Here is a 19,106-nt window from a genome sequence, read left to right as displayed (position 1 = left end):
GAGCGTCGTCGGATAGGTCACCCCCGGCAGACCGGTTCCCGGCGAACGTCTACGCGCCATGATTCGAGCGCATCACGCCAGCGGTGATCATGCTGCATGCTGCTCCGGCCGCCGCCTCCCGCATTGCTCCTCCTCGCGCCGTCCCTGCTCGTCACGGGTCTCGATCGGTTCCCGTGACACCCCTCGTCGGCGAGCGCCGCGTTCACCCCAGGCGTGCCGCGCTCCGCGTCATGTTTCGTACCACGGGTAGCACCGCGACCCTCAAGCATTAACCATCGGAACACTCAATCGGGTTAATCGTCAACAACCAGGTCGCAGCACGTTGATCACCTTGAGTAGCAGCCAACCCTCGGTCGCTCGATCGAAAAAGGGCTGCGCGGCGAAGATCACGAAAAGCGTTCGAGTATGCACTTTCTGCAACACTGCACAGGAACCCGTCCAGAGAAGCACACGCAGGTCCGCTATCAGTGGACACGTGCGTTGACTTTTGACGAGAACTGGTTATTGTTCGTCTCAGCAAGGTTGACCGTGTTCACGCCGGGGGAGGCGTGGCGAAGGCACGGTCGGCTGTCACGTTAGGACTGACACGTGTTCACATCGTCATTGTTTCACGTTATGGCGCGCGGACCGCCGTTGTCGTGTCTATCCGACGACGACCTCCGATGTAGATCCTCTCCGGTCGCACCGCGACCGTCACGATGACCAGGCCCGCACGGCCGGTCCACATCGTCCGAAGTCTCCGCTCAGCCCACCTTGCGTATCCCTGGCTGCGGCACGAGGCACGCCTTCAGCACGCCCGTCGCTCGACGGACGCCGCGCTGGATGGCTTTCCCTTTTCGCATAAGGAGAAACCTCGATGCACAGCCGTCTTTGGCATGCCCTCGCCGCGACCGCGGCCCTACTCGCCTCCACCGCGGCCACCGCCGTCGCGGCACCCCACACCCCTGCTGGCGACACCGGCGACCGCGCGCCGATCGCCGGGAGCACCCCGGCCTGGGCCACCCCGCACACGGAGGTGGCCCGCAGCAACGGAAACACCGTCCGGCACATCCAGGTCGCGCTGGCCCTGCGCGACCAGCCCGGCGCCGAACGCCTCGCCGCGCAGCTGGCGACGCCGGGCAGCGCCGAGCACGGGAAATTCCTGTCCTCACAGCAGTTCCTCGACCGATTCGCCGCCACACAGGACACCGTCAATCAGGTCTCGCAGTGGCTGGCCAAGCAGGGCCTGCACGTGACCGGAGCCAGCGCGAACAGGCACTTCGTCGACGCCGAAGCACCGACCGCGGCCCTGGAAACCGCCTTCGGCACGAGGATTGCCGCATTCCGGGCCCGGGTCGACGGTGTCACCCGAACCCTCTCGGCCCCGGCGTCGCCGGTCACCGTGCCGACCTCGCTGCGAGCCTCGATCACTGCGGTGCTCGGCCTGGACGACAGCGCCGCGCTCCTCAAGCCCCAGCATGCCCGCCCGGCAGCCGCGGCGGCGGAGCAGCACTGCGCGCGGTGGTGGGGCGAGCAGAACAACACCGACGTTCCGCAGAAGTATTCGGCCGGCCTCCAGTCCAACTCGTTGTGCGGCTACACCGGCACCCAGGTCCGCGCGATGTACAAGCTGGGCAACGGAAACACCGGGGCTGGCACGACGATCGGTGTCGTCGGCGCGTACAACTCCGCAACCGTCGTGGCCGACACCAACCAGGCCGCCGCCCAGCTCGGCGTGCCGCCCCTGGCGGCCGGCCAGTACAGCGCTGTGCTGCCGCAGGGCGGGTTCACCGACGCACAGGAATGCGGCGCCGACGGCTGGGCCGCCGAACAGACCCTGGACGTGCAGGCCTCCCACACGATCGCCCCGGGCGCGAAGATCCGCTACTACGCCGGAAAGACCTGCAAGGGGACGGGGATCTACGACGCGTTCAATCAGGCGGTGGCCGACAACGCCGTGGACGTGATCAGCAACAGCTACGGCAACGCCGACGGCGAAGCCAGCCTGCCGCAGGCCGCGCGGGACCAGTTCAACAGCATGGCGCTGCAGGCCGCGATCCAGGGCCAGACCATCACCGTCTCCTCCGGCGACGCCGGCAACAACTCCGGCCCCGTCGGCCACGCAACCGCCAGCTTCCCGTCTTCCAGTCCGTGGGTCGTCGCCGTCGGCGGGACCAGTGTCGGGCTGGACCAGAACAACCAGGCCAAGGTGCTGACCGGGTGGGAGAACAGCGGCAACACTCAGTCCGGCACGTCGTGGTCGCCGCAGCGGGACGCCGACGGGCCGTTCGCCTCCGGCTCCGGCGGCGGCACCTCCGCCCTCTACGACGCGCCCGACTGGCAGGCCGGCGTCGTCCCCGGCGCAGGCGGGAAGCGGGCGGTGCCCGACATCGCGGCGCTGGCGGACTCCTACACCGGGATGCTGGTCGGGCAGACCATCAAGGGCCAGTTCGGCATCGGCTCCTACGGCGGTACCTCGCTGGCCTCGCCGCTGATCGCCGGGCTCGTCGTCGACGCCCAGCAGGCCCGCTCCGGCAACGCCCGCGCCGGGCTCCTGACCCCGGTCCTCTACAGCTTGAAGGGGTCCGGTGCGATCGCGGATGTCGTCCCGCAAAAGGCGGGGGTGTGGACGCCGATGATGCATGCCTTCGGCGGCGTCGCCGTGCCGGGCGGGCAGGGCAGCTACCTGATCGACTTCGACGCCCGACCCCAGAACCTCCAAAGCGGCCCCGGCTGGGACAACGTCACCGGCCTCGGCACCCCCGCCGACGGCTTCATCGCCGTGCTTTCCCAGTAACCACAAACGCTTCTCGCGGTGGGCCCGCTCGACAGCGGGCGGGCTCACCGCGGCCTCCATTGACCTTGAGGAAGGACTGTTCCATGTCCGAGACGCCACAGTCGGCGCCGAACAGGTGGCGGGTGCTCGCGCTCTGGCTGGCCGGGATCGCGATGGTCGCCACCGCCGGCGTGCTGCTCGCGCCGTCGCAGCCCGCGCCCGACACCGGGCGCGGCACAGAGCCGGTGGAACTGGGAGTCGAACTGCACACCCCTGTCGTGGCCGCCCGCGCGGTCCCGAACCTCGCTGGGCTGCCCGAGGCCAGCACCTTCGGCACAATCCCGGCTGCACCGCGGGATGCGACAGCAGACAAGGAACCGGATGGGCAACTCGTGCACCCGACCGAGCCGGTCCCGATGTTCGACCAGCCCGGTGGGGCGGCCATTGCGGTCCTGCCGACCACGCAGCTGGGATCCGACACGTGGGTGCCGGTCATCGCCGAGGAACCGGGCTGGGTGCAGGTGTTGCTGCCGTCGCGGCCTAACGGCTCCACCGGCTGGCTGTCTACCCAGGACAACACGCTCACGATCCGGTCAACGACCGACCGCATCGTCATCGACCGGGCCGCGTTCCGGCTCACGCTCTACCGCGACCACCAGCAGATCGGCACCTGGAACGTCGGAGTCGGCACGGCGGCCACGCCCACCCCAGCCGGACGGACGTTCGTGCTCGCCTCGATGACCGACGCCAAGCAGAAGTTCAGCCCGGTGATCTTCCCGCTCGGGATCCACTCCACGACCTATTCCACCTACGGCGGCGGGCCCGGCACCACCGGCATCCACGGCTGGCCCACCACTGATGTGTTCGGCCGCCCGTCCAGCGACGGCTGCATCCGCATCCCCGCCGACGCCCTGGCCACCTTCACCAATCCCAGCGACCCGGTGCCCATCGGCACCCCGGTCCTCATCCGCTAACCAAACCACACCAACACTTCTGGAGAAATCTGTCATGAACACCACTCGTACCGCGCTCGCCGCTGCCGGAGCCGGCGCGCTCCTCATCGGCACCCTCACCACCCTCGCCTCCAGCTGCACCCCAGCCACCGCGGCACCGCCCGTCCTCGCAGCCGCCGCGGCGACGTCGACGGCGACCGGGATCTCAGTCTCCGGCGGCGAACACCTCTCCGCCCGGCCGAGCGTGTCCAGCAGCGGCGCGATCAAGACCGCCGGAGGCTCGGTGTCCACCCCGAGCGGCGCGCTCGTGGCCAGCGGCATCAGCCTGCAAGCCGGCGCCGGATTCGCCGAAGCCCGCGTCGCCTCGGTGCGGGTCGGCGGGACCACCGTCGGGCCCTTCACCGCGACCTGCCGCAACGGCGCCATCACCACCAGCGCCCCCAAGGGCGGCAGCGGCAACCTCAAAGTCTCTCCCGGCGGCAACGGCACCGCCGGGGTCATCACCGTCACCACCAGCACCGCCCCGACCCGCACGAACGGCACCGGCGGGCCGACCTCCAGCAAGCCGAGCGCGGGCACGGCGATCACGGTGACCGTGGCAACGGTCAGCTGCGGCGCCGGAACGCCCCCGCCGCCGACGGGCAACCCGCCCACCGGCACCCACCCGGCACCGACGCACAAGCCCGGCACACCCGGCACGTCCCGCCAGATCAAGCCGGGCGAACAGCACCAGCAGCAAGGCGACAACCCGGGTGACCGGACCGCGCCCAAGCCGCAGCCCAAGCCCGGCCACGTCGCCGTCACCGGCTAACCCTCAGGCCACGCGGGCCCGCACCCTAAAACCCTCCATCGCGGGCCCGCGCACCCCCTCCCGCTCCCACGTCCCCGCCGGGCGGCCCCTCCCCACGCCCGCACCACCACCAACCCATCCCAACTTCACCCACCAGGGGAGAAATCCATGTCCACCCTCGTTTTCAGCCACCCCAGCCACAACCAGCTCGACGCCACCACACGCGAGGACGTCCGAGCCGTGCACTTCATCGGCTCCCTGCCCGCCGTCCTGACCGGCGACCACCGCCAGATGATGCAGTGGTTCCTCGACCACACCCCCGACACGGCGTTGACCGGGTTGCCGTGCGACCCGGACCCGCGGTGGATCATCAACTGGCTCGACGGCCTCGCCGCCGTCGACGCACTCGAACCCGTCCGCACCGGCCAGTCGGCCGACTACGACGACATGCCGACCTACCGCCTCAAGCGCGGCCACTGGCTCGAATCCGAAGACCTGTCCCTCGGCCGCGCCGCCCACACCGACGCCGTCATGACCGCCCGCGACCAGCTGCACGACGACCGCGACTTCCCGCCGCACCAGGTATCGATCCCGAACCCCTACGACCTGGCGCTGTTCACCTTCGGCAGCCCCGGCGCCGCGGTCACGCACCTGCCGGCGTTCCGGCAGGCCGTGCTCGACGACGTCCACACCATCCACCGCCAGCACGGCAGCCAGGTCGTCTTCCAGCTCGAGACCCCCGCCGTCCTCGCGACGCTGGACCGCACCCCGCGGCCGCTCTGGCCGGCGGCGGTGCGGGCGCTGGCCAAGCAGGTCGCGCGCGTCTTCGCCGACGGCCCGCGCGAGGCGACGTGGCGGATCCACCTCTGCCACGGCGACCTCGGCCACCAACCGCTGTTCGCGCTGACCGACCTCGTGCCTGCGGTGCAGTTCCTCAACTCGCTGCACAAGCAGCTACAACGGTTGCGGATCCCGATGCCGCCTGCGCACATCCCGATGTGCACCGGCACCCAAGCCCCACCGACGGACCCGCGGTTCTACCGGTCGCTGCGGCACCTGCGCCACGACATCGACGTCATCGCCGGACTCGTCGACGAAACCCACCCCACAGACTCCCGCACCGCGCTCGGGCTGGTCGAAACAGAACTGGACCGGCCCGTCCTCGCGGTCGCCGCTGCCTGCGGGCACGGCCGCCGGACCGTTCCCGCCGCCGCGGCGAACGCGGCGCTGGCCTGCGAGCTCACCCACCACACCACCGACACCCCAGCCCACTGAACCTCCTGGAAGGACTGTCGAGATGGACGCCACGACCACGCAGATCCCGTCCGCGGCCGGGAACCTGGCCGGCGAAGACGAGACGCTCACCCCGATCCTGCGCGCCGGAATCGTGCCCACCCGCGCGCTGTCGGGCGGCCGGATGCACCTGCCCGGCGCCACCACCCTCGCCCCGCAACGGCACGACACCACCGAAACCGCGATCGCGATCATCAGCGGCCACGTCGCCATCCTCTCGGGCAACGCCATGCAGCCCTTCCACCCGCAGGCAGGCGACATGATCTACATCCCCGCAACCCTGCCGTACGCGGTGGTCAACCTCAGCAACAACGCCTCCGTCCTGGCCCTGGTCTTCCGCACCGACCCCGGCTTCGACACCGACGTGCACCGCATGCCCGAACTCGACCGCCTCGCGCGTGACCAGATCCCCGACCTGCGCCGCGCCCACCACAAGGCCCTGCTCACCCGGCGCAGCGGCCGCGCCCGCCGCACCTAAACCCGCTATCACCCTCCGCCCAGCACCACGCCACCCGCCGACCAGACCCGTTCGGCGCCTCCCCGTCACCTGGCGTGCCCACCCACCCGCTCGACCGGGGAGACCTCATGCGTACCTGGATCACCGACACCACCCGCGACCTACTCGACAACCCGCCACCCGGCGGACCGCTCACGCTCGACGAAATAGCCGCCTGCGCCGGCATCACCCGCCACCACCTGCGGGCCTACTACTGCTCGGTCGAGGCAATCCTTGCCGACCACGCCTACATCCCGGCGCACCCAACCCAGGTCGGGCGGTGCTGACGATGCGCTGGAGCAACCTGCATCTGCGCGGCGTCGGCGCCGCACTCGGCGAGATCGTGGCCGTCGACGACCTCGAGTCCGGCCGCACGCTGCACGGCGCGACCAGCCAGCGCGCCGTGTCCATCGCCTCGGGCAGCACCGGGATGGATCTGGCCGTCCGCGCCGGACGCAACGCCCTCGCCAGCATGGCCATCACCACCACCGGCCCGCTCCCGGTGCCCGACCTGCACTTCCACGCCGCGATCTGGCGCGGCAGCCGCGGCATCGACTTCTGGTCCCGCGCCGCCTACGTCCGCTCCCGCCTCGGCCTCCCCGCCGGCCGCGGAATCGCCAGCGAGCTCAACGCCATGAGCAACAGCCTCGTCGGCGGAATCGACATCTCCGCCCGCGTCCTGGCCGGTAGCCCCGACCTGGACACCGTCCTGCTCACCGGCGGTGAGACCTTCGGCTCGCCCGCCTTCGACCACCTCACCGCCGACCACGGCATCGCCTACGGCGACGGCGGCTCGGCCCTCATCCTCGGCCGCCACCCCGGCCTCGCCCGTATCCTCGCCACCAGCTCCTACACCGACCCCACTCTCGAACAACTCCACCGAGGCAACCACCGATTCCTCCCCGCCGGCAGCACAGAACTTGGCATCGAGCGCATCCGCGAACGCAAACGCCAGTACACCGACGCCGTCGGCGCCGCCTCCGTGGCCCGCCGCAACCACGACGGTGTCCGCGCCGTCATCGACGAAGCGCTCCGCGACGCGGAGCTCGGCCTCGATCAGCTGCGCTGGGTGCTGCTACCGCACTACGGACGGCACCTGCTTGAAACGCAATGCCTGCGACCGCTCGGCATCACCGCCGACCGCACCCTCTGCCACGCCGGCGACCAATGGGGCCACATCGGCCCCAACGACCAGATCATCGGCCTCACCCACCTGCTCACCCGCGGCGCCGTCACCCCCGGCGACCACGTCGCCCTGCTCGGCATCGGCATCGGCATGACCTGGACCGCCGCCATCCTCCGCATCGACACGGTGCCACCCGGCTTGAACATCCTCGCCCCCGTTTTGCGCTGGCCCTGGCGCACACCGGAGCACGAACCAGCACACGCGCGGCGCTGATCAACACCCGCCCCGCAGGCCGAGCTCCGAGGACTTCCCATGCTCGACACCTACGCCCCGTCACGCCTCGACCAGGCACTCTTCAGTCCGCCGTTCATCGTCATCGACGACGACAACGCCGCCCACACGATCACCCGCGACCTCGACAGCGCCGTCGACATCCTCAACACCCACCCAGCCGCCCGGGCGATCGTCGGGGCCCTCCGGCACCCCATGCTCGCGATCGACATCGACCCCACGGACAAAGGCGCAGGCACCGAAGAAGGCGACGTTGTTGCCGAACAGCTGATCCTCTGGGCCGACCGCTACGGCCTGCCCTGGCTCCGCCGCGCATCCGGCCGCCCCGGCCATACCCACCTCATCATCAAAACGCCGGCCTACCTGCGCCGAGAACTCCAGGTCGTCCTCCGCACGGTCGCCACCCGGCAGGACGTCTCCGCCACCCTCCGATCGACCCTCCGCCTCACCTCCTCGCCCCACCGGCACAACTTGCCCAGCCCAATCGTGAACTCCATGCTGACAGTGGCCGACGCGCCTCAACTCCCCGACTCTGCCTCGGCTCGCACGTCACGGCCCGCACGGCGACGAAGCAGCGGCGGCCGCAGCAGATCCGAAGACGAGTACGGCCACGCCCTCGCGCTCGCCCGCGCCGGCCACACCACCTCGCACGCCTGGGCCTTCGCCAACCTTGCCGGAACCAAAGCCCGCGGCATCGGCGAAACTGCCTGGCGGAGATGGTTCTGGGCACCCGCCACCACGATCGCCGCCGCCGAACGCAGTCTCACCGAAGAGCAGGCATGGGACCTCTTCCACCAGGCATCCCCCAAGCAAGCGGCTCACGTCGGCAGGGACGCCTGGCGCCACAGCCGTTGGCTACCAGCTCTCCAGGAGGCGCAAGAGAGCAGACCACGACGCCGTCGCCTCGGACCGCACCGAGCTGGCGAACGCCTGGACGAGCCACCGCTCCGTCGGCTGCAACACGTTCAGACCGTGCTTCAGGCCGCGGTCGATCGACAATTGGCTCGCGAATCCGGTATCGCGGTGCACACCCGTACGATCGCCGGCGTACGAGTCAGCAGCTTGCGGGCGGCCCTTGACGCATTCGCGCACGCGTTTCTCGCCACCGGAGGCTCAATCTCTGTACGCCACTGGGCCGAACGAGCAGGCCTCGATCCCAAAACCGTCCGCCGAGCACGAGATGCCGCTCTCAACCTGGGGATCCTCGAACGCGTGCACCACTACGCAGGGGGACAGTCGGACTGCGACGCATACACCTTGACCGAAAGTGCAGCGGCTGGCCAAAACACGGAATTAACTTCCCCCACTCTGTACACCCCCACCCGCGGACAAGCGGACCCCCTCAGGCTGCGATCGCAACATCGACGCGACAGGCACCAATTCGCATGCAACCGCATCCTGAGGGCCACTGCCGCTGGGGCCAGCCTTCAGGACCCCACAGACGAACCTCTACCTACTACCAGCTTCGACACCGTTCCTCATCGGCAGCGTGAACTCGCTGGAGTCGACCGCCCGCATTTCCGAGATGGCAACTGCCTCCATCGCGTCGATTGCCTTTGCGGGGATCGAGATACGCCCTCGCGTCCGAATCGCCGGGAAGGCACCTTCATCTACGGCGCGGTAGATAGTCATCGCGGAAACGCCGAGCAGTTCTGCTGCTTGACCAACGGACAAGAAACGCGGCGCACTTACAGTGGAGTCGGACATCACAGACCTCCGGTGCTATGTGGCAAGGGGAGGCTGGTGTCGACGATCCAAGTGACCGCCCACATCGACACCATTAACTTCAGCATCCGCCGGAAATATCAACTCGTCAATTAGTGCTTCATCAAGCAACGTTGGGTAGGTAATCCGGGTGGCGGATCTTGGAGTTGACGGCGAAGTGGCGTTTGGGGTGGCAGTGGCGGTTGCGCCAGCGGAGGTAGCCGGCGATCGCGGCTTCCTGAGCAGCGTGGCTGGGGTAGTCGCTGCCGTCGAGGGTGAAGCAGTGGACCGCGGTGAACTCGCGCTCAATCCAGTTCAGCCACGGGGCGTTGGTGGGTGTGTAGACCAGCTCGATGTCGTTGGCCGCGCACCAGGTCCTGACCTCGGCCTTGCCGTGGGGACCGTAGTTGTCGCAGATCAGGTAGAGCTTCCCGGCCGGGAAACGTCGGTGCAGCTGTTTGCAGAAGTCGAGGAACTGCGGCCAGCGTTGCGGTCGCGGAACCGGTAGAACATCTGCCCGGTGGCGAGGTCGAGCGCGGCGAACATGTGCCGGACGCCACCGGTGCGGGTGTAGGTCGCGCGCAGGCGGGCCGGTCGGCCGCGAGGGAACCAGCCTCGACCAGGGCGGGGCTGCAGGTTCAGCGGCCCGAACTCATCGACGCAGATCACCCGTCCGTCGGCGGGCGGGTGGTCGTAGAGGTCGAGGATGCGGGTCTTCTTCGCTATGAAGTCCGGGTCCTTGCTGACTTTCCAGGTCTTCGTCGCTTGCCAGGACACGCCCTCCTTGCGCAGGATCTTCCGGACGGTCTCTGTGCTCGCTCTGATCCAGGCGTGTTCGGCGAGGTAGTCGACCAGCCTGGTCAGCTCCAGGTCGTGAACGGCAACCCCAGCTCGGTCGGTTTGCAGGCGGCGGTGCGGCAGATCTGGTTGCGGGCGGCCGGCCCGAACTTAGCTGGTCGGCCGCCCCTCCATTTGGGGACAACGCCGCGAACCCGGAGTCGTTGAACGCGTGGATCACCTCCCGCACATCGCCTTCGGTCGCGGCGAACATCGCCGCGATCTCTCCCGCGGAGCGGCCCTGCACCGAGGCCAGTACGATCCCGGACCGCCGCAGCCGCACCTGGTCCTTCGCCGACCTTGTGATCTTGACCAGCCGCTGAGCCTCCTCCGGCTCCAGCGACCGCGCGAACACCTCCGGCTGACGCGCCACCAGCCTCACCTCCACCGCCAGCCTCGCGATCACCGGCCCGGATGTCCACGCGACACGATGACAACGTCAACGTTTCTTGATGCCGCACTAGCCCCGAGGTCATCGAGGCGAACGGCACCGTTACCAACAACCGCGAAGCTCGGGCGGTTGCAGCGCGGTTTCACCGATACCGGCACGACTGGAAGTGCGTGATGGCCACGCTGCTCAACGGGTCGGTCCCTACGACGGCTCAAGCCCGTCAGACTGCGCACCGCCGTCGGTAGGCGAAGGCGTTGCAGCAGGCCCGCGTCGGCTTCGGCTAGTTTCTTGAACAGTTGCCAACCAAAACTTGATTCCTAGGCGCGCGCAAACGAACTATATGCGGAGCGGACGACTAGGTCTTTAGCGGCGAGCTCGATAAACTGCGCAAGCAATGAGCGACGCACAAAGTCCGAGGGCTGCTGGTTGAGGAGCCGTTCAATGGAAAGGTCGCGGCGTTTGGACGAGGTGACGATTGCGCGAGCACGATCGACTGACTATCGAGGGCAGATCGCAGCTGCCCCTGACTGAGGCGTATCCTCACCATGAACCGCCGCAGACTGGAGTGCGAACACGTGGATACCTTGCATACGTCGCCACCACGAGAGATGCAAACTGTCCTCCAAGCGGTCTACGATTTTTTCCTTGACCGTGGCAGGTGGCCGACGTTCGGGAACCTCGATCGCCCCTTGCGCAAGAACGACAAGTTAGACCTCGCTCGCGTCCTACGTGACATCCCTAAGGACGTGCTACAACCCACATGGTCAGGTGGTGCTCCACCCCAAGCGGACACCTTTCTGCGGTTAACACTCGAAGGCGTGGCGCTCTGCCCAGACAGCGAACATGACCTCAGCTTGTTCTTCCGAACACTTCGCTGGTTCGCAAAGAAAGAGTTGGATTTCGAGCCTTCCCAATACAGGCAAAACGACACCTGCGTCGTTTCAAGTGCAGACCTCCTGCGCGCTTTTCGCTTGAAGAAAGATGCGCGAAGTGACGTGCGACGACTCGGAGAATTGCTGGTCGTCGAGCAGTGGGGATCGGCGGGGTTCAAGCCCGCAGAGCAAAGCTGGGAATTCACACTCGGGCGCGACGTCAGACGGTTCGCGCGGGTCCGCTCGCTGGCTGAATACCGAGCAGTTCAGGCGACTTGGCGAGCAGAATCGGGCAGCGTACCTATCCCACCGCTCCCGATGCATACGCGCGGGTTTTCACGGAGCAGGCCCGTGCCACAGACAGCTGACTACGTCCACCCTGATGTAGTCGCGGCAATCGAGGCCAAGATGCCAGCAGCCCGATTCAACTGTGAAAAGTTGCTCCAGCTGATCGCCGAGCTCAACGACAACTACGCTCATGAGAAGACCTACAGCTCCCACGCGATCTTGCGAGCTATCCTGGATCATGTGCCACCAATCTTTGGCTTTGATGACTTCAAGGAAGCGGCCAACAACTACGGTTGGGGTAGTCGCAATGATAAGAATTACATGACTCGCTTGCTTGAGTTCAAGACGCAAGCACACGACGTGTTGCATCGTCAAATATCACGAAAAGCAAGCCTTCTCCGTTTTGTCGACATGCCGGCAAGTGTTGCCGTCAATACCTTACTTCGGGCGTGCGCGGACGCGTTGTGATAAAAGTTGGTTGCTGCGCAGCGAGACAACCCGGGAACGAGGGTGTCGAGAGTTGATCACGCGTGATGCCCCATAGCACATACCGGAGGCGCCCCGTTGTCCGACTTTTCCCACAGACTGCTGTCACAGTTCATCGAATTTCCCTGTCCGCAGTGCAGTTACGTCATCGAAGTCCAGCTGTTAGATGTGCACACGCAGGTACACCGTCGCTGCCGATGTTGCCACTCCATGATTCACTTGATTGACAGCAATGGCTCGTTATATAGCGTGATTGAGGAAATTAAGAAATATCTGAGAGGACTCTTCGAGTGAAGTACGAGCAAAACCTTCAAATCAAGCTGCGCGACCGCTACCGACGCCTCTACAAAACTGGTCAGGATGCATATGTAACTGAGTGTCGCTACCTTCGGAGCTTCGTCCTTAATTCACCCGCACTCAGAGCGATCGTTGAGTCAGTCCAGCGATTCGACCCTGAGTTCATCGCGAAGGATTGGATCGACCAGAACATCAACAGTGACGGCTACGACTGGCCTAATACTGAAGAGGGGCGCGCGAAAGTTGTCTGGCAACTGCTGAATGACCTCGCTGACGGTAACGCTCAGATCAATCTGTTCGCCTTCTCCTTCGCACCTTTCGGTGAACGCGACCTTGACGCTGCGCTGCGTTGTATGACCGACCAGGCGATTGAGCCATTCGTTGACTACTTGCAAGAGCGACTCGGCACGGCCAGTCAGACGCTCTACCTAATGGAACGACTGAAGCGGCGGCTGGAGACTTTCGACGTCAACGAGCTTTACGCACGATACAATACAGACAAGAAGCATGGGGAGGCAATCTACGACCGATATATTCAGAAGTTCTTGTTTGACCAAGGTGTGGACTACATTATTTCCCAACCCCGTTCAGCATCAGGCGAGGCGGACAATATCGCCAACCTGGGCAGCGATGACTCTCTGGTTGAAGAGACGAAGCTGTACAACGGCGACAACTACGACGTTTCATACATACGGAAGGGTTTCAATCAGGCAGTCCAGTATGCACACGACTACGGCAAGACAGTCTCCTATCTCATCGTCATAAACCTGAGTGAGAACAACCTTCAGATCTCGTCCGACGAGGAGGCGACCTTATGGCCACCGAGGTTGCACGCCTCTGGCGTTACTGTCTTTGTCATCGCTATCCGTGCACGTCCAATGCCTTCGGCTAGCCTGCGGGGCTCCCAAAAAACTGTGGCTGTCACTCGGGACGACCTCGTACGTTTGGAATAGCGTCAAAGCCAGCTGGAAGCTTCATTTGCAAAAACTACACCTGGCGAGCCCGGCCGGGTCTCACCGCTCAGTGTCTCCAGCACCCCGCGCGCCCAGGCGTCCGGTTCCAGGAGTTCATACAGCAGCACGTTCAAGCCTTCGGCATGCAGTGTCAGCGATCTGTTGTCCATCCAGGCGCGTAGCACCCTTTTTCGCCGCTTAGCTCACCATCGGCCGGGCTGAGAAGAATCTCAGCGTGGAGGCCAACCGCCGTCAGGCTGTCGACAAGTGAATCTACAGAAAGGGTTGTTTGGAAACCAAGCAGATCACAGATGAGCGCGGAACAATCCTCTGCACTGAATGGGTAGATCGACCATGGTGCCATGATGGGAGAGCGTGCCGCAGTATCGCCGCTGAATCCTTGAATATGATGCATCGCTTTGCCGATTCCAGCGCGTTTAATGGCTCGCAGCCGAGCTGAATCAGACGAGGCCATACCGGCTTCAGGATTATCTTTCCAGCGATTGTAATTATCAGGGATCGAGGTGGCAAAGAGGGCTCGGCCTTGAGACAGGCGCATCCCCCGGCAACCGTGCCGCTTGGCAAGCTGGAGCAGGTCATCAAGTTGCCTAAGGTTCACGGCATAGGGCTCATTTAGCTCAACCAGTCGCGCGTCAAGCTGCTCCCCAGGAAGAGTCCCGCCGTGCATCACGGCGTTGACAGCGACCTCAATACGCTTCATTTGGGCGCTTCGGTCGGCCTGCGGGTTCTTCTTGACTTCGTGTAGCAGGATTCCACCATCTGCCGTGAACTCGGAAAGGTCGGCAATGCGGAGGCAGTTTGTGAGGTCATGCAGAAGCGTGAAATGTTGACGGTCGTCCCACAGATGATTGACGCGACCAAGCTCGAACGGCAAACCCTCTTTGCCATACATCATGCCGGGCGATGCATTGCGGGACAAAGCAAGTATTAGGCGCCTGTCATAACCAAAACAGCGCCAAGCTAAGCCATCGCCAACGGTCCGCAACTGTCGAGCCAAGCGCTCGTATACAAAGAGCTCAAATTCCCATGTTGCCAACACGCTTGGGTCGCTGTCATTTGACGGTGCCGGCCGGTCGACCGGAAGTGACTCGCCCTTTCGTAGCCGCTTGACGATGCGGGAGCACTGACTGCGGCGCTCCTCGACCTCGTAGACGGCTTTGAACAAGTGACGTTGGAATTCATTGTAGTCTCCTGGCTCCTTGCATGACCGGAGCCATTCGATCAGGGTCTCTATGCGGGCACGGTTGGCCTGATGAACGGGATGCGCAATGACTGCGCCGACGACTTCCGGGGGCAAGGCCTTCATAGCTCCGCCAGCCTTGAGTTGCTGTCGCTTCTCCCGCGGATCGTTGGAACCTTGCTCCGTCATACGCTTACTTTACACCTACTTGAAACCATGCCGCACGGCATCGAAGGTCAGCAGAAAGTGGCGGAGAGACGGAAGGGTGGAAACTGCGGCGCCATGCGCTGTAGGGAAATTCTTGGTTTGAGCTACGTGAAATCCTTAACCATCACATCAAAGACGGGTGACCCCGGCAAAGGATTCCGCTTCTGCGCCACGCGTTGCCAGCCCCAGGCAGCATAAGCCTGTTGGGCTGGCTCGGCAGCCGGTAACCCCGTCAGCGTAGCCTGCTCCTCATGACGGCCGGCTAGGAGCTCGTCGTGTAGCCGCTTGCCAACACCACGCTGTCGCCGCTCCCGGGCCACGATCAGCTCCGCGACCGCAAATGTTCGGTCGAGGTGTTCCTCGGTCAGCGAGCTATCTACCTCGGTGGTGAGGTTCCGCCACCAGGGTGTATCCGGCAACAGCGTCACCCCGAAGGTAAGCCCACCAGTCCGCTGGCCGCGTGTGCTACGACGAGGTCAAAGCCGGGCGCTTGCCGTTGCTGCTCGAACCGCTTGGCGAAAAACTCGACGTGTTCGTCGCCCCAGTTGTAGGGCGGTTCGGCGTACACGTCGCGGTATAAGGAACTCAGCGCCTTCGCGACGTCGGCAGCGCCCTCCGGTCCGAGATGGTCGTAGTGCACAAGTTCAGTCGCCGGATCGTTCACGACGGCCCCCCGCGGTGTTGACGCGCATGTAGTCGGACAGTGCCTCGCGAAACACCGCAACCGCCGGAACGGAGGCGTACCGCGCCTCCAGCGGGTCCGCCAAGCTGGCCAGCCACTTGGTCAGAACCGACGAGCGCATGCCGTTGGCCTGCTCGAGAGCCCGCAAGCCGACGTTGGCCGCTTCGGCAGGCTCGCGCTGAGCGACGCGAACCTTTCCGAGTCGGAGGTGGTCCAGTACGCGGCTGCGTGAATAGGATTCACTGCGGATGGCAATCGCCCTGCTGGTGTGCTACTTGGCTCGCGCAGCGTGCGTGAGCGCGCGCTTTGGTTCCGGTTCGGCCAAGGCCAGCCCGCACCGGTGGCGTCCGGCACATGTTCGCCGCGCTCGACCTCGCCACCGGGCAGATGTTCTACCGGTTCCGCGACCGCAACGCTGGCCGCAGTTCCTCGACTTCTGCAAACAGCTGCACCGACGTTTCCCGGCCGGGAAGCTCTACCTGATCTGCGACAACTACGGTCCCCACGGCAAGGCCGAGGTCAGGACCTGGTGCGCGGCCAACGACATCGAGCTGGTCTACACACCCACCAACGCCCCGTGGCTGAACTGGATTGAGCGCGAGTTCACCGCGGTCCACTGCTTCACCCTCGACGGCAGCGACTACCCCAGCCACGCTGCTCAGGAAGCCGCGATCGCCGGCTACCTCCGCTGGCGCAACCGCCACTGCCACCCCAAACGCCACTTCGCCGTCAACTCCAAGATCCGCCACCCGGATTACCTACCCAACGTTGCTTGATGAAGCACTAGTCCCGACGCCGTCTCCCGAAATGAAGCTCGCACCTGACCTCCGGCGGCTGATCACCCGGGCGGGGGCACGGGCAGCGCCGGCGCTGAGCACGCTAACCCAGGTGTTCACGCAAACCAGGACATCGAGCGGCCATCAGGCAGAGGAGCGGAACAACGGGACTTCACAGGCTGCAGACTGCAACCAACTTTGAATCTCTTCGATACCCCCGGCATGAGAGTACTTCCCATTCAGCTATCAGTTATCGACGGAGCACCCTACCGGCCCAGAGGTTGACCTCCCGAGCGAGAGTCGCCGACGAGCGTGCTCGCCTCGCCGCGACAGCAAAGGGAGGAGCCCGCGCCACCTCGCTGCACGTCGTCGCCGTCCTCTGTCATGATGGGGCCACGCGACCGGTCGGTAGCTATGCGAGTACGGCAACACGCCTGTCCGGCGTGTGCTCTACGCCACACTTCGGGCGACCTGGCATGACCCATTTCGTGACCCGAAACCGTGTTCAACCGTGTGGTTTCTGGGGTCATACGGGACAGCCGTGAGGTCATAGTGGCTGGTAGAGGCCCTAGGCGACGCCGTCACCCACTCTCCTAAAGCGGGTGTCGCAGGTTCGAATCCTGCCGGGGGCACTCGACACCGTGGCGAAGAGATCCGCTCGGGTGTCAAGAACGGGCCAAGCGCAGCGTGACGCCGAGCATTACGCCGGACACCACGACGAACACCAGGGTCGCCGCACCCAGCACGACGGTTTCGCCGCGGCGATTTGCGTTGCGCAGGCGGTGGTTCGCCGCCAGCGCGGCCACGGCCGCCACGATGGGGACCACCCACGACCAGTGGGGGTAACGGACGACGCCCCAGATGGCGAGACCCGCGAACACGAGGCTGATGAGCCAAACGCCGAAATACGCCTTGCGGAGGACGGCGTCGGCGTCGAACAACGGGGAGCTGTTTCGCGGGTCAGCCATCGAGCCAGTCCATCTCGGAGAAATCCTCCTCGTCGACGGAGTCTGGTGACCTCCGGCGGGGCGGGGCAGGCTCGTCGTCGGATACCAACTGCGACAAGGCATTCCGCCCTGCTTCGGCTTGCTCGTCCTTCTCGGACTCGGACAGGTTGCCGTACCACTCGGCGAAACCGGGCGTGCTTCTGCCGAGCACCTCGGTCGGCTTGGTCGTGTTGGCCGCCTCGCAGCGCAACCCGGCTTGGAAGGTGTCCACCGTGAACGCCACCCCGAGCAGCTCCTCTGCGTAGTCGACCAGGTACGGAAAGCATGACACCCGGCCGACCCTGGCGACAGCACCTGCTTCCCGGCCGCCCGGCGCCACGTCGACGCCCGGCTGCGCAGAATGCGTCCGGCTGCACCTGGCCTGGACGGGCGTGCTGCCGATGGCCCCCGTCGACGCGTGTTCGCCGGCCTCGGCGAATGCCTGCTCGATCGCCGTCGCGCTTGATCTCTTCCTTATCCTGGTGGGCATCGTGGAACTGTCACTCGCCTTGATGCCGCTCTGGCAAGCCGTGCACGCGCGGCTTTCGAGTGGTCGGCCGGTCAGCCGGGTCAACGTGGGGCCGCTGGATTTCGACCAGCGGACCGCCGTCGCCGACCTGCTCGGTTCCGCGCGGCTGCCCGGCCAGCACCTCAGCATCGCTCTGGAGCGGCTCGACGAAGTGCTCCGGGAACGGACTGGCCAAGACACCCGCGACGTAGTGACCCGACTGATCGGACCGATCGGTGATCGCGCAGCGGAACGACGTGAGGCCGAGGCGCGGCGAGCCGAGCTGTGGGAATGGCTCGGCGGCCACCCGGTTGTCGCGGCTCAGCCCGCGCTGGCCGACTGGACGGCCGGGGTCCGGCGAGCGGGACTCGTCGAAGGGTCGGTCGCCCGCACGAAGAACGAACTCGGCAAGGCTCTGCGGGTGCTCGCGGAACTCCCTGCAGCCGGACAGCCGTTACCGTCTTTCGCGGACAAGGTGCTCGGCCACACACATGCTCTTGACGAGGGCACGCGCTGCGCCCACCTCGTCCTCAAGGCCCTGGTCGCCATCTACGACGTCCCGCCTCCGGTCGACGCGCCCGAACGCCGGGCCTTGTGGGAACGGGCGGGGATCGCCGATGACCAGCTTTCCTCCACCGTGCTCGCCGCCGGGCTGCGCGCGCAAGGCGGCGTTGCCGGCCGCATTCTCGGCCTCTGCGCCGACGCCGGGCTGGCGGCGACGCTGACTCTGCAGCAGCTCCGGGCCACGACCCGGCTGACCGGAGTTCCGCCGGAAGTGTGGATCTTCGAGAACCCCAGTGTCCTCGCCGTGGCGCTCGACCGGTTCGGCCCGGACTGCCCGCCGCTGGTGTGCACGTCGGGCTGGCCGAGCAGCGCCGGCATCCTTCTGCTCAACAGGCTGCGTGCCGCCGGTTCGACGCTGTACTACCACGGTGACTTCGACGGCGAAGGGCTCAGGATCGCGGCCAATGTCGTCGCCAGAACCGGTGCCGCGCCCTGGCGGATGCACTGCGCCGACTATGTGGCTGCCGTGACAGATGGGCCTCCTGTAGGCCGCGTCACCGGGGTGCCGTGGGACAGGGAGCTGGCCGGGCAGCTCACCGAACTCGGCAAGACGGTTCCGGAAGAGCGGTTGGCAATGGCTCTTCTGGATGAAATCGTTCGGCGGACAACAACGTGACAAACCGTGGTCACCGAGGCGGCACCCCCGAAAC

The 19,106-nt window shown here is 65.8% G+C and carries 20 protein-coding genes and 1 pseudogene; 13 read left to right on the top strand and 8 right to left on the bottom strand.

Annotated elements, in window-relative coordinates; translation table 11 throughout:
* The first annotated feature begins 856 nt into the window (after positions 1-856).
* The 8 genes from QRX60_RS17400 (at position 857) to QRX60_RS51775 (ending at position 9,525) form a co-directional block, all read left to right on the top strand.
* Positions 857-2,776, top strand: a complete 1,920-nt coding sequence (locus tag QRX60_RS17400; RefSeq protein WP_286001821.1) for a S53 family peptidase — start codon at positions 857-859, stop codon at positions 2,774-2,776.
* Between the two features lie 122 nt (positions 2,777-2,898).
* Positions 2,899-3,729 (top strand): L,D-transpeptidase family protein, encoded by an 831-nt coding sequence (locus QRX60_RS17395; RefSeq protein ID WP_286001820.1) that lies wholly within the window; start codon positions 2,899-2,901, stop codon positions 3,727-3,729.
* Positions 3,730-3,763: 34 nt separating this feature from the next.
* Positions 3,764-4,519 carry a hypothetical protein gene (locus tag QRX60_RS17390; RefSeq protein WP_286001819.1) on the top strand — a complete coding sequence of 252 codons (756 nt, stop codon included), beginning with the start codon at positions 3,764-3,766 and terminating at the stop codon, positions 4,517-4,519.
* Positions 4,520-4,666: 147 nt separating this feature from the next.
* A complete protein-coding gene (locus QRX60_RS17385) occupies positions 4,667-5,773 on the top strand; it encodes a hypothetical protein (RefSeq protein ID WP_286001818.1) in 1,107 nt (368 codons plus the stop codon).
* A gap of 22 nt (positions 5,774-5,795) precedes the next feature.
* The gene (locus QRX60_RS17380) at positions 5,796-6,269 is read left to right on the top strand and encodes a cupin domain-containing protein (protein WP_286001817.1); all 474 of its coding nucleotides are present in this window, start codon (positions 5,796-5,798) and stop codon (positions 6,267-6,269) included.
* Between the two features lie 107 nt (positions 6,270-6,376).
* Positions 6,377-6,574: a hypothetical protein gene (locus QRX60_RS17375; protein WP_286001816.1), complete on the top strand. Its 198-nt coding sequence runs from the start codon at positions 6,377-6,379 to the stop codon at positions 6,572-6,574.
* Between the two features lie 2 nt (positions 6,575-6,576).
* Positions 6,577-7,686 (top strand): 3-oxoacyl-[acyl-carrier-protein] synthase III C-terminal domain-containing protein, encoded by a 1,110-nt coding sequence (locus QRX60_RS17370; RefSeq protein WP_286001815.1) that lies wholly within the window; start codon positions 6,577-6,579, stop codon positions 7,684-7,686.
* A 39-nt stretch (positions 7,687-7,725) separates the two neighbouring features.
* Positions 7,726-9,525 carry a hypothetical protein gene (locus QRX60_RS51775; protein WP_456298889.1) on the top strand — a complete coding sequence of 600 codons (1,800 nt, stop codon included), beginning with the start codon at positions 7,726-7,728 and terminating at the stop codon, positions 9,523-9,525.
* A 7-nt stretch (positions 9,526-9,532) separates the two neighbouring features.
* On the opposite strand, the gene QRX60_RS17355 is transcribed toward QRX60_RS51775, so the two are convergent.
* Together QRX60_RS17355 and QRX60_RS17350 are read right to left on the bottom strand one after the other, a co-directional pair.
* Positions 9,533-9,826, bottom strand: a complete 294-nt coding sequence (locus QRX60_RS17355; RefSeq protein WP_286003618.1) for a transposase — start codon at positions 9,824-9,826, stop codon at positions 9,533-9,535.
* Positions 9,826-10,185, bottom strand: a complete 360-nt coding sequence (locus QRX60_RS17350) for a hypothetical protein (RefSeq protein WP_286001813.1) — start codon at positions 10,183-10,185, stop codon at positions 9,826-9,828. The genes QRX60_RS17355 and QRX60_RS17350 overlap by 1 nt, the downstream gene beginning before the upstream one ends.
* Before the next feature lie 525 nt (positions 10,186-10,710).
* Between QRX60_RS17350 and QRX60_RS51600 the strand changes: the two are divergent.
* From QRX60_RS51600 to QRX60_RS17340, 3 genes and pseudogenes are all read left to right on the top strand, one after another.
* Positions 10,711-10,881, top strand: a pseudogene (locus tag QRX60_RS51600) (hypothetical protein); the annotation flags it as partial.
* Between the two features lie 444 nt (positions 10,882-11,325).
* Entirely contained in the window at positions 11,326-12,264 is a 939-nt protein-coding gene (locus QRX60_RS17345; protein WP_286001812.1) for a hypothetical protein, read from the top strand.
* Positions 12,265-12,572: 308 nt separating this feature from the next.
* Positions 12,573-13,532, top strand: a complete 960-nt coding sequence (locus QRX60_RS17340) for a hypothetical protein (RefSeq protein WP_286001811.1) — start codon at positions 12,573-12,575, stop codon at positions 13,530-13,532.
* Positions 13,533-13,683: 151 nt separating this feature from the next.
* Here QRX60_RS17340 and QRX60_RS17335 read toward each other — a convergent pair whose 3' ends face one another.
* The 4 genes from QRX60_RS17335 to QRX60_RS17320 all read right to left on the bottom strand — a co-directional run bounded on the left by QRX60_RS17335 (position 13,684) and on the right by QRX60_RS17320 (position 15,743).
* Positions 13,684-14,922 (bottom strand): hypothetical protein, encoded by a 1,239-nt coding sequence (locus QRX60_RS17335; RefSeq protein WP_286001810.1) that lies wholly within the window; start codon positions 14,920-14,922, stop codon positions 13,684-13,686.
* Between the two features lie 122 nt (positions 14,923-15,044).
* The gene (locus QRX60_RS17330) at positions 15,045-15,368 is read right to left on the bottom strand and encodes an N-acetyltransferase (protein ID WP_286001809.1); all 324 of its coding nucleotides are present in this window, start codon (positions 15,366-15,368) and stop codon (positions 15,045-15,047) included.
* Positions 15,365-15,604, bottom strand: a complete 240-nt coding sequence (locus QRX60_RS17325) for a hypothetical protein (RefSeq protein ID WP_286001808.1) — start codon at positions 15,602-15,604, stop codon at positions 15,365-15,367. The genes QRX60_RS17330 and QRX60_RS17325 overlap by 4 nt, the downstream gene beginning before the upstream one ends.
* Positions 15,585-15,743 (bottom strand): hypothetical protein, encoded by a 159-nt coding sequence (locus QRX60_RS17320; RefSeq protein WP_286001807.1) that lies wholly within the window; start codon positions 15,741-15,743, stop codon positions 15,585-15,587. Before QRX60_RS17320 ends, QRX60_RS17325 begins: the two co-directional genes overlap by 20 nt.
* 127 nt (positions 15,744-15,870) lie before the next feature.
* Between QRX60_RS17320 and QRX60_RS17315 the strand changes: the two genes are divergently transcribed.
* Entirely contained in the window at positions 15,871-16,398 is a 528-nt protein-coding gene (locus tag QRX60_RS17315; protein ID WP_286001806.1) for a transposase, read from the top strand.
* 665 nt (positions 16,399-17,063) lie between these two features.
* On the opposite strand, the gene QRX60_RS17310 is transcribed toward QRX60_RS17315, so the two are convergent.
* Both QRX60_RS17310 and QRX60_RS17305 read right to left on the bottom strand, forming a co-directional pair.
* Entirely contained in the window at positions 17,064-17,366 is a 303-nt protein-coding gene (locus QRX60_RS17310) for a hypothetical protein (protein WP_286001805.1), read from the bottom strand.
* Positions 17,359-17,874 (bottom strand): hypothetical protein, encoded by a 516-nt coding sequence (locus QRX60_RS17305; protein ID WP_286001804.1) that lies wholly within the window; start codon positions 17,872-17,874, stop codon positions 17,359-17,361. The genes QRX60_RS17310 and QRX60_RS17305 overlap by 8 nt, the downstream gene beginning before the upstream one ends.
* Here QRX60_RS17305 and QRX60_RS17300 point away from each other — a divergent pair.
* Positions 17,867-19,072, top strand: a complete 1,206-nt coding sequence (locus QRX60_RS17300) for a TIGR02679 family protein (protein ID WP_286001803.1) — start codon at positions 17,867-17,869, stop codon at positions 19,070-19,072. The genes QRX60_RS17305 and QRX60_RS17300 overlap by 8 nt on opposite strands.
* Positions 19,073-19,106 lie beyond the last annotated feature (34 nt).

Source organism: Amycolatopsis mongoliensis (assembly GCF_030285665.1).
GTDB classification, from domain to species: domain Bacteria; phylum Actinomycetota; class Actinomycetes; order Mycobacteriales; family Pseudonocardiaceae; genus Amycolatopsis; species Amycolatopsis mongoliensis.
This window is presented reverse-complemented; position numbering and strand designations above follow the sequence as displayed.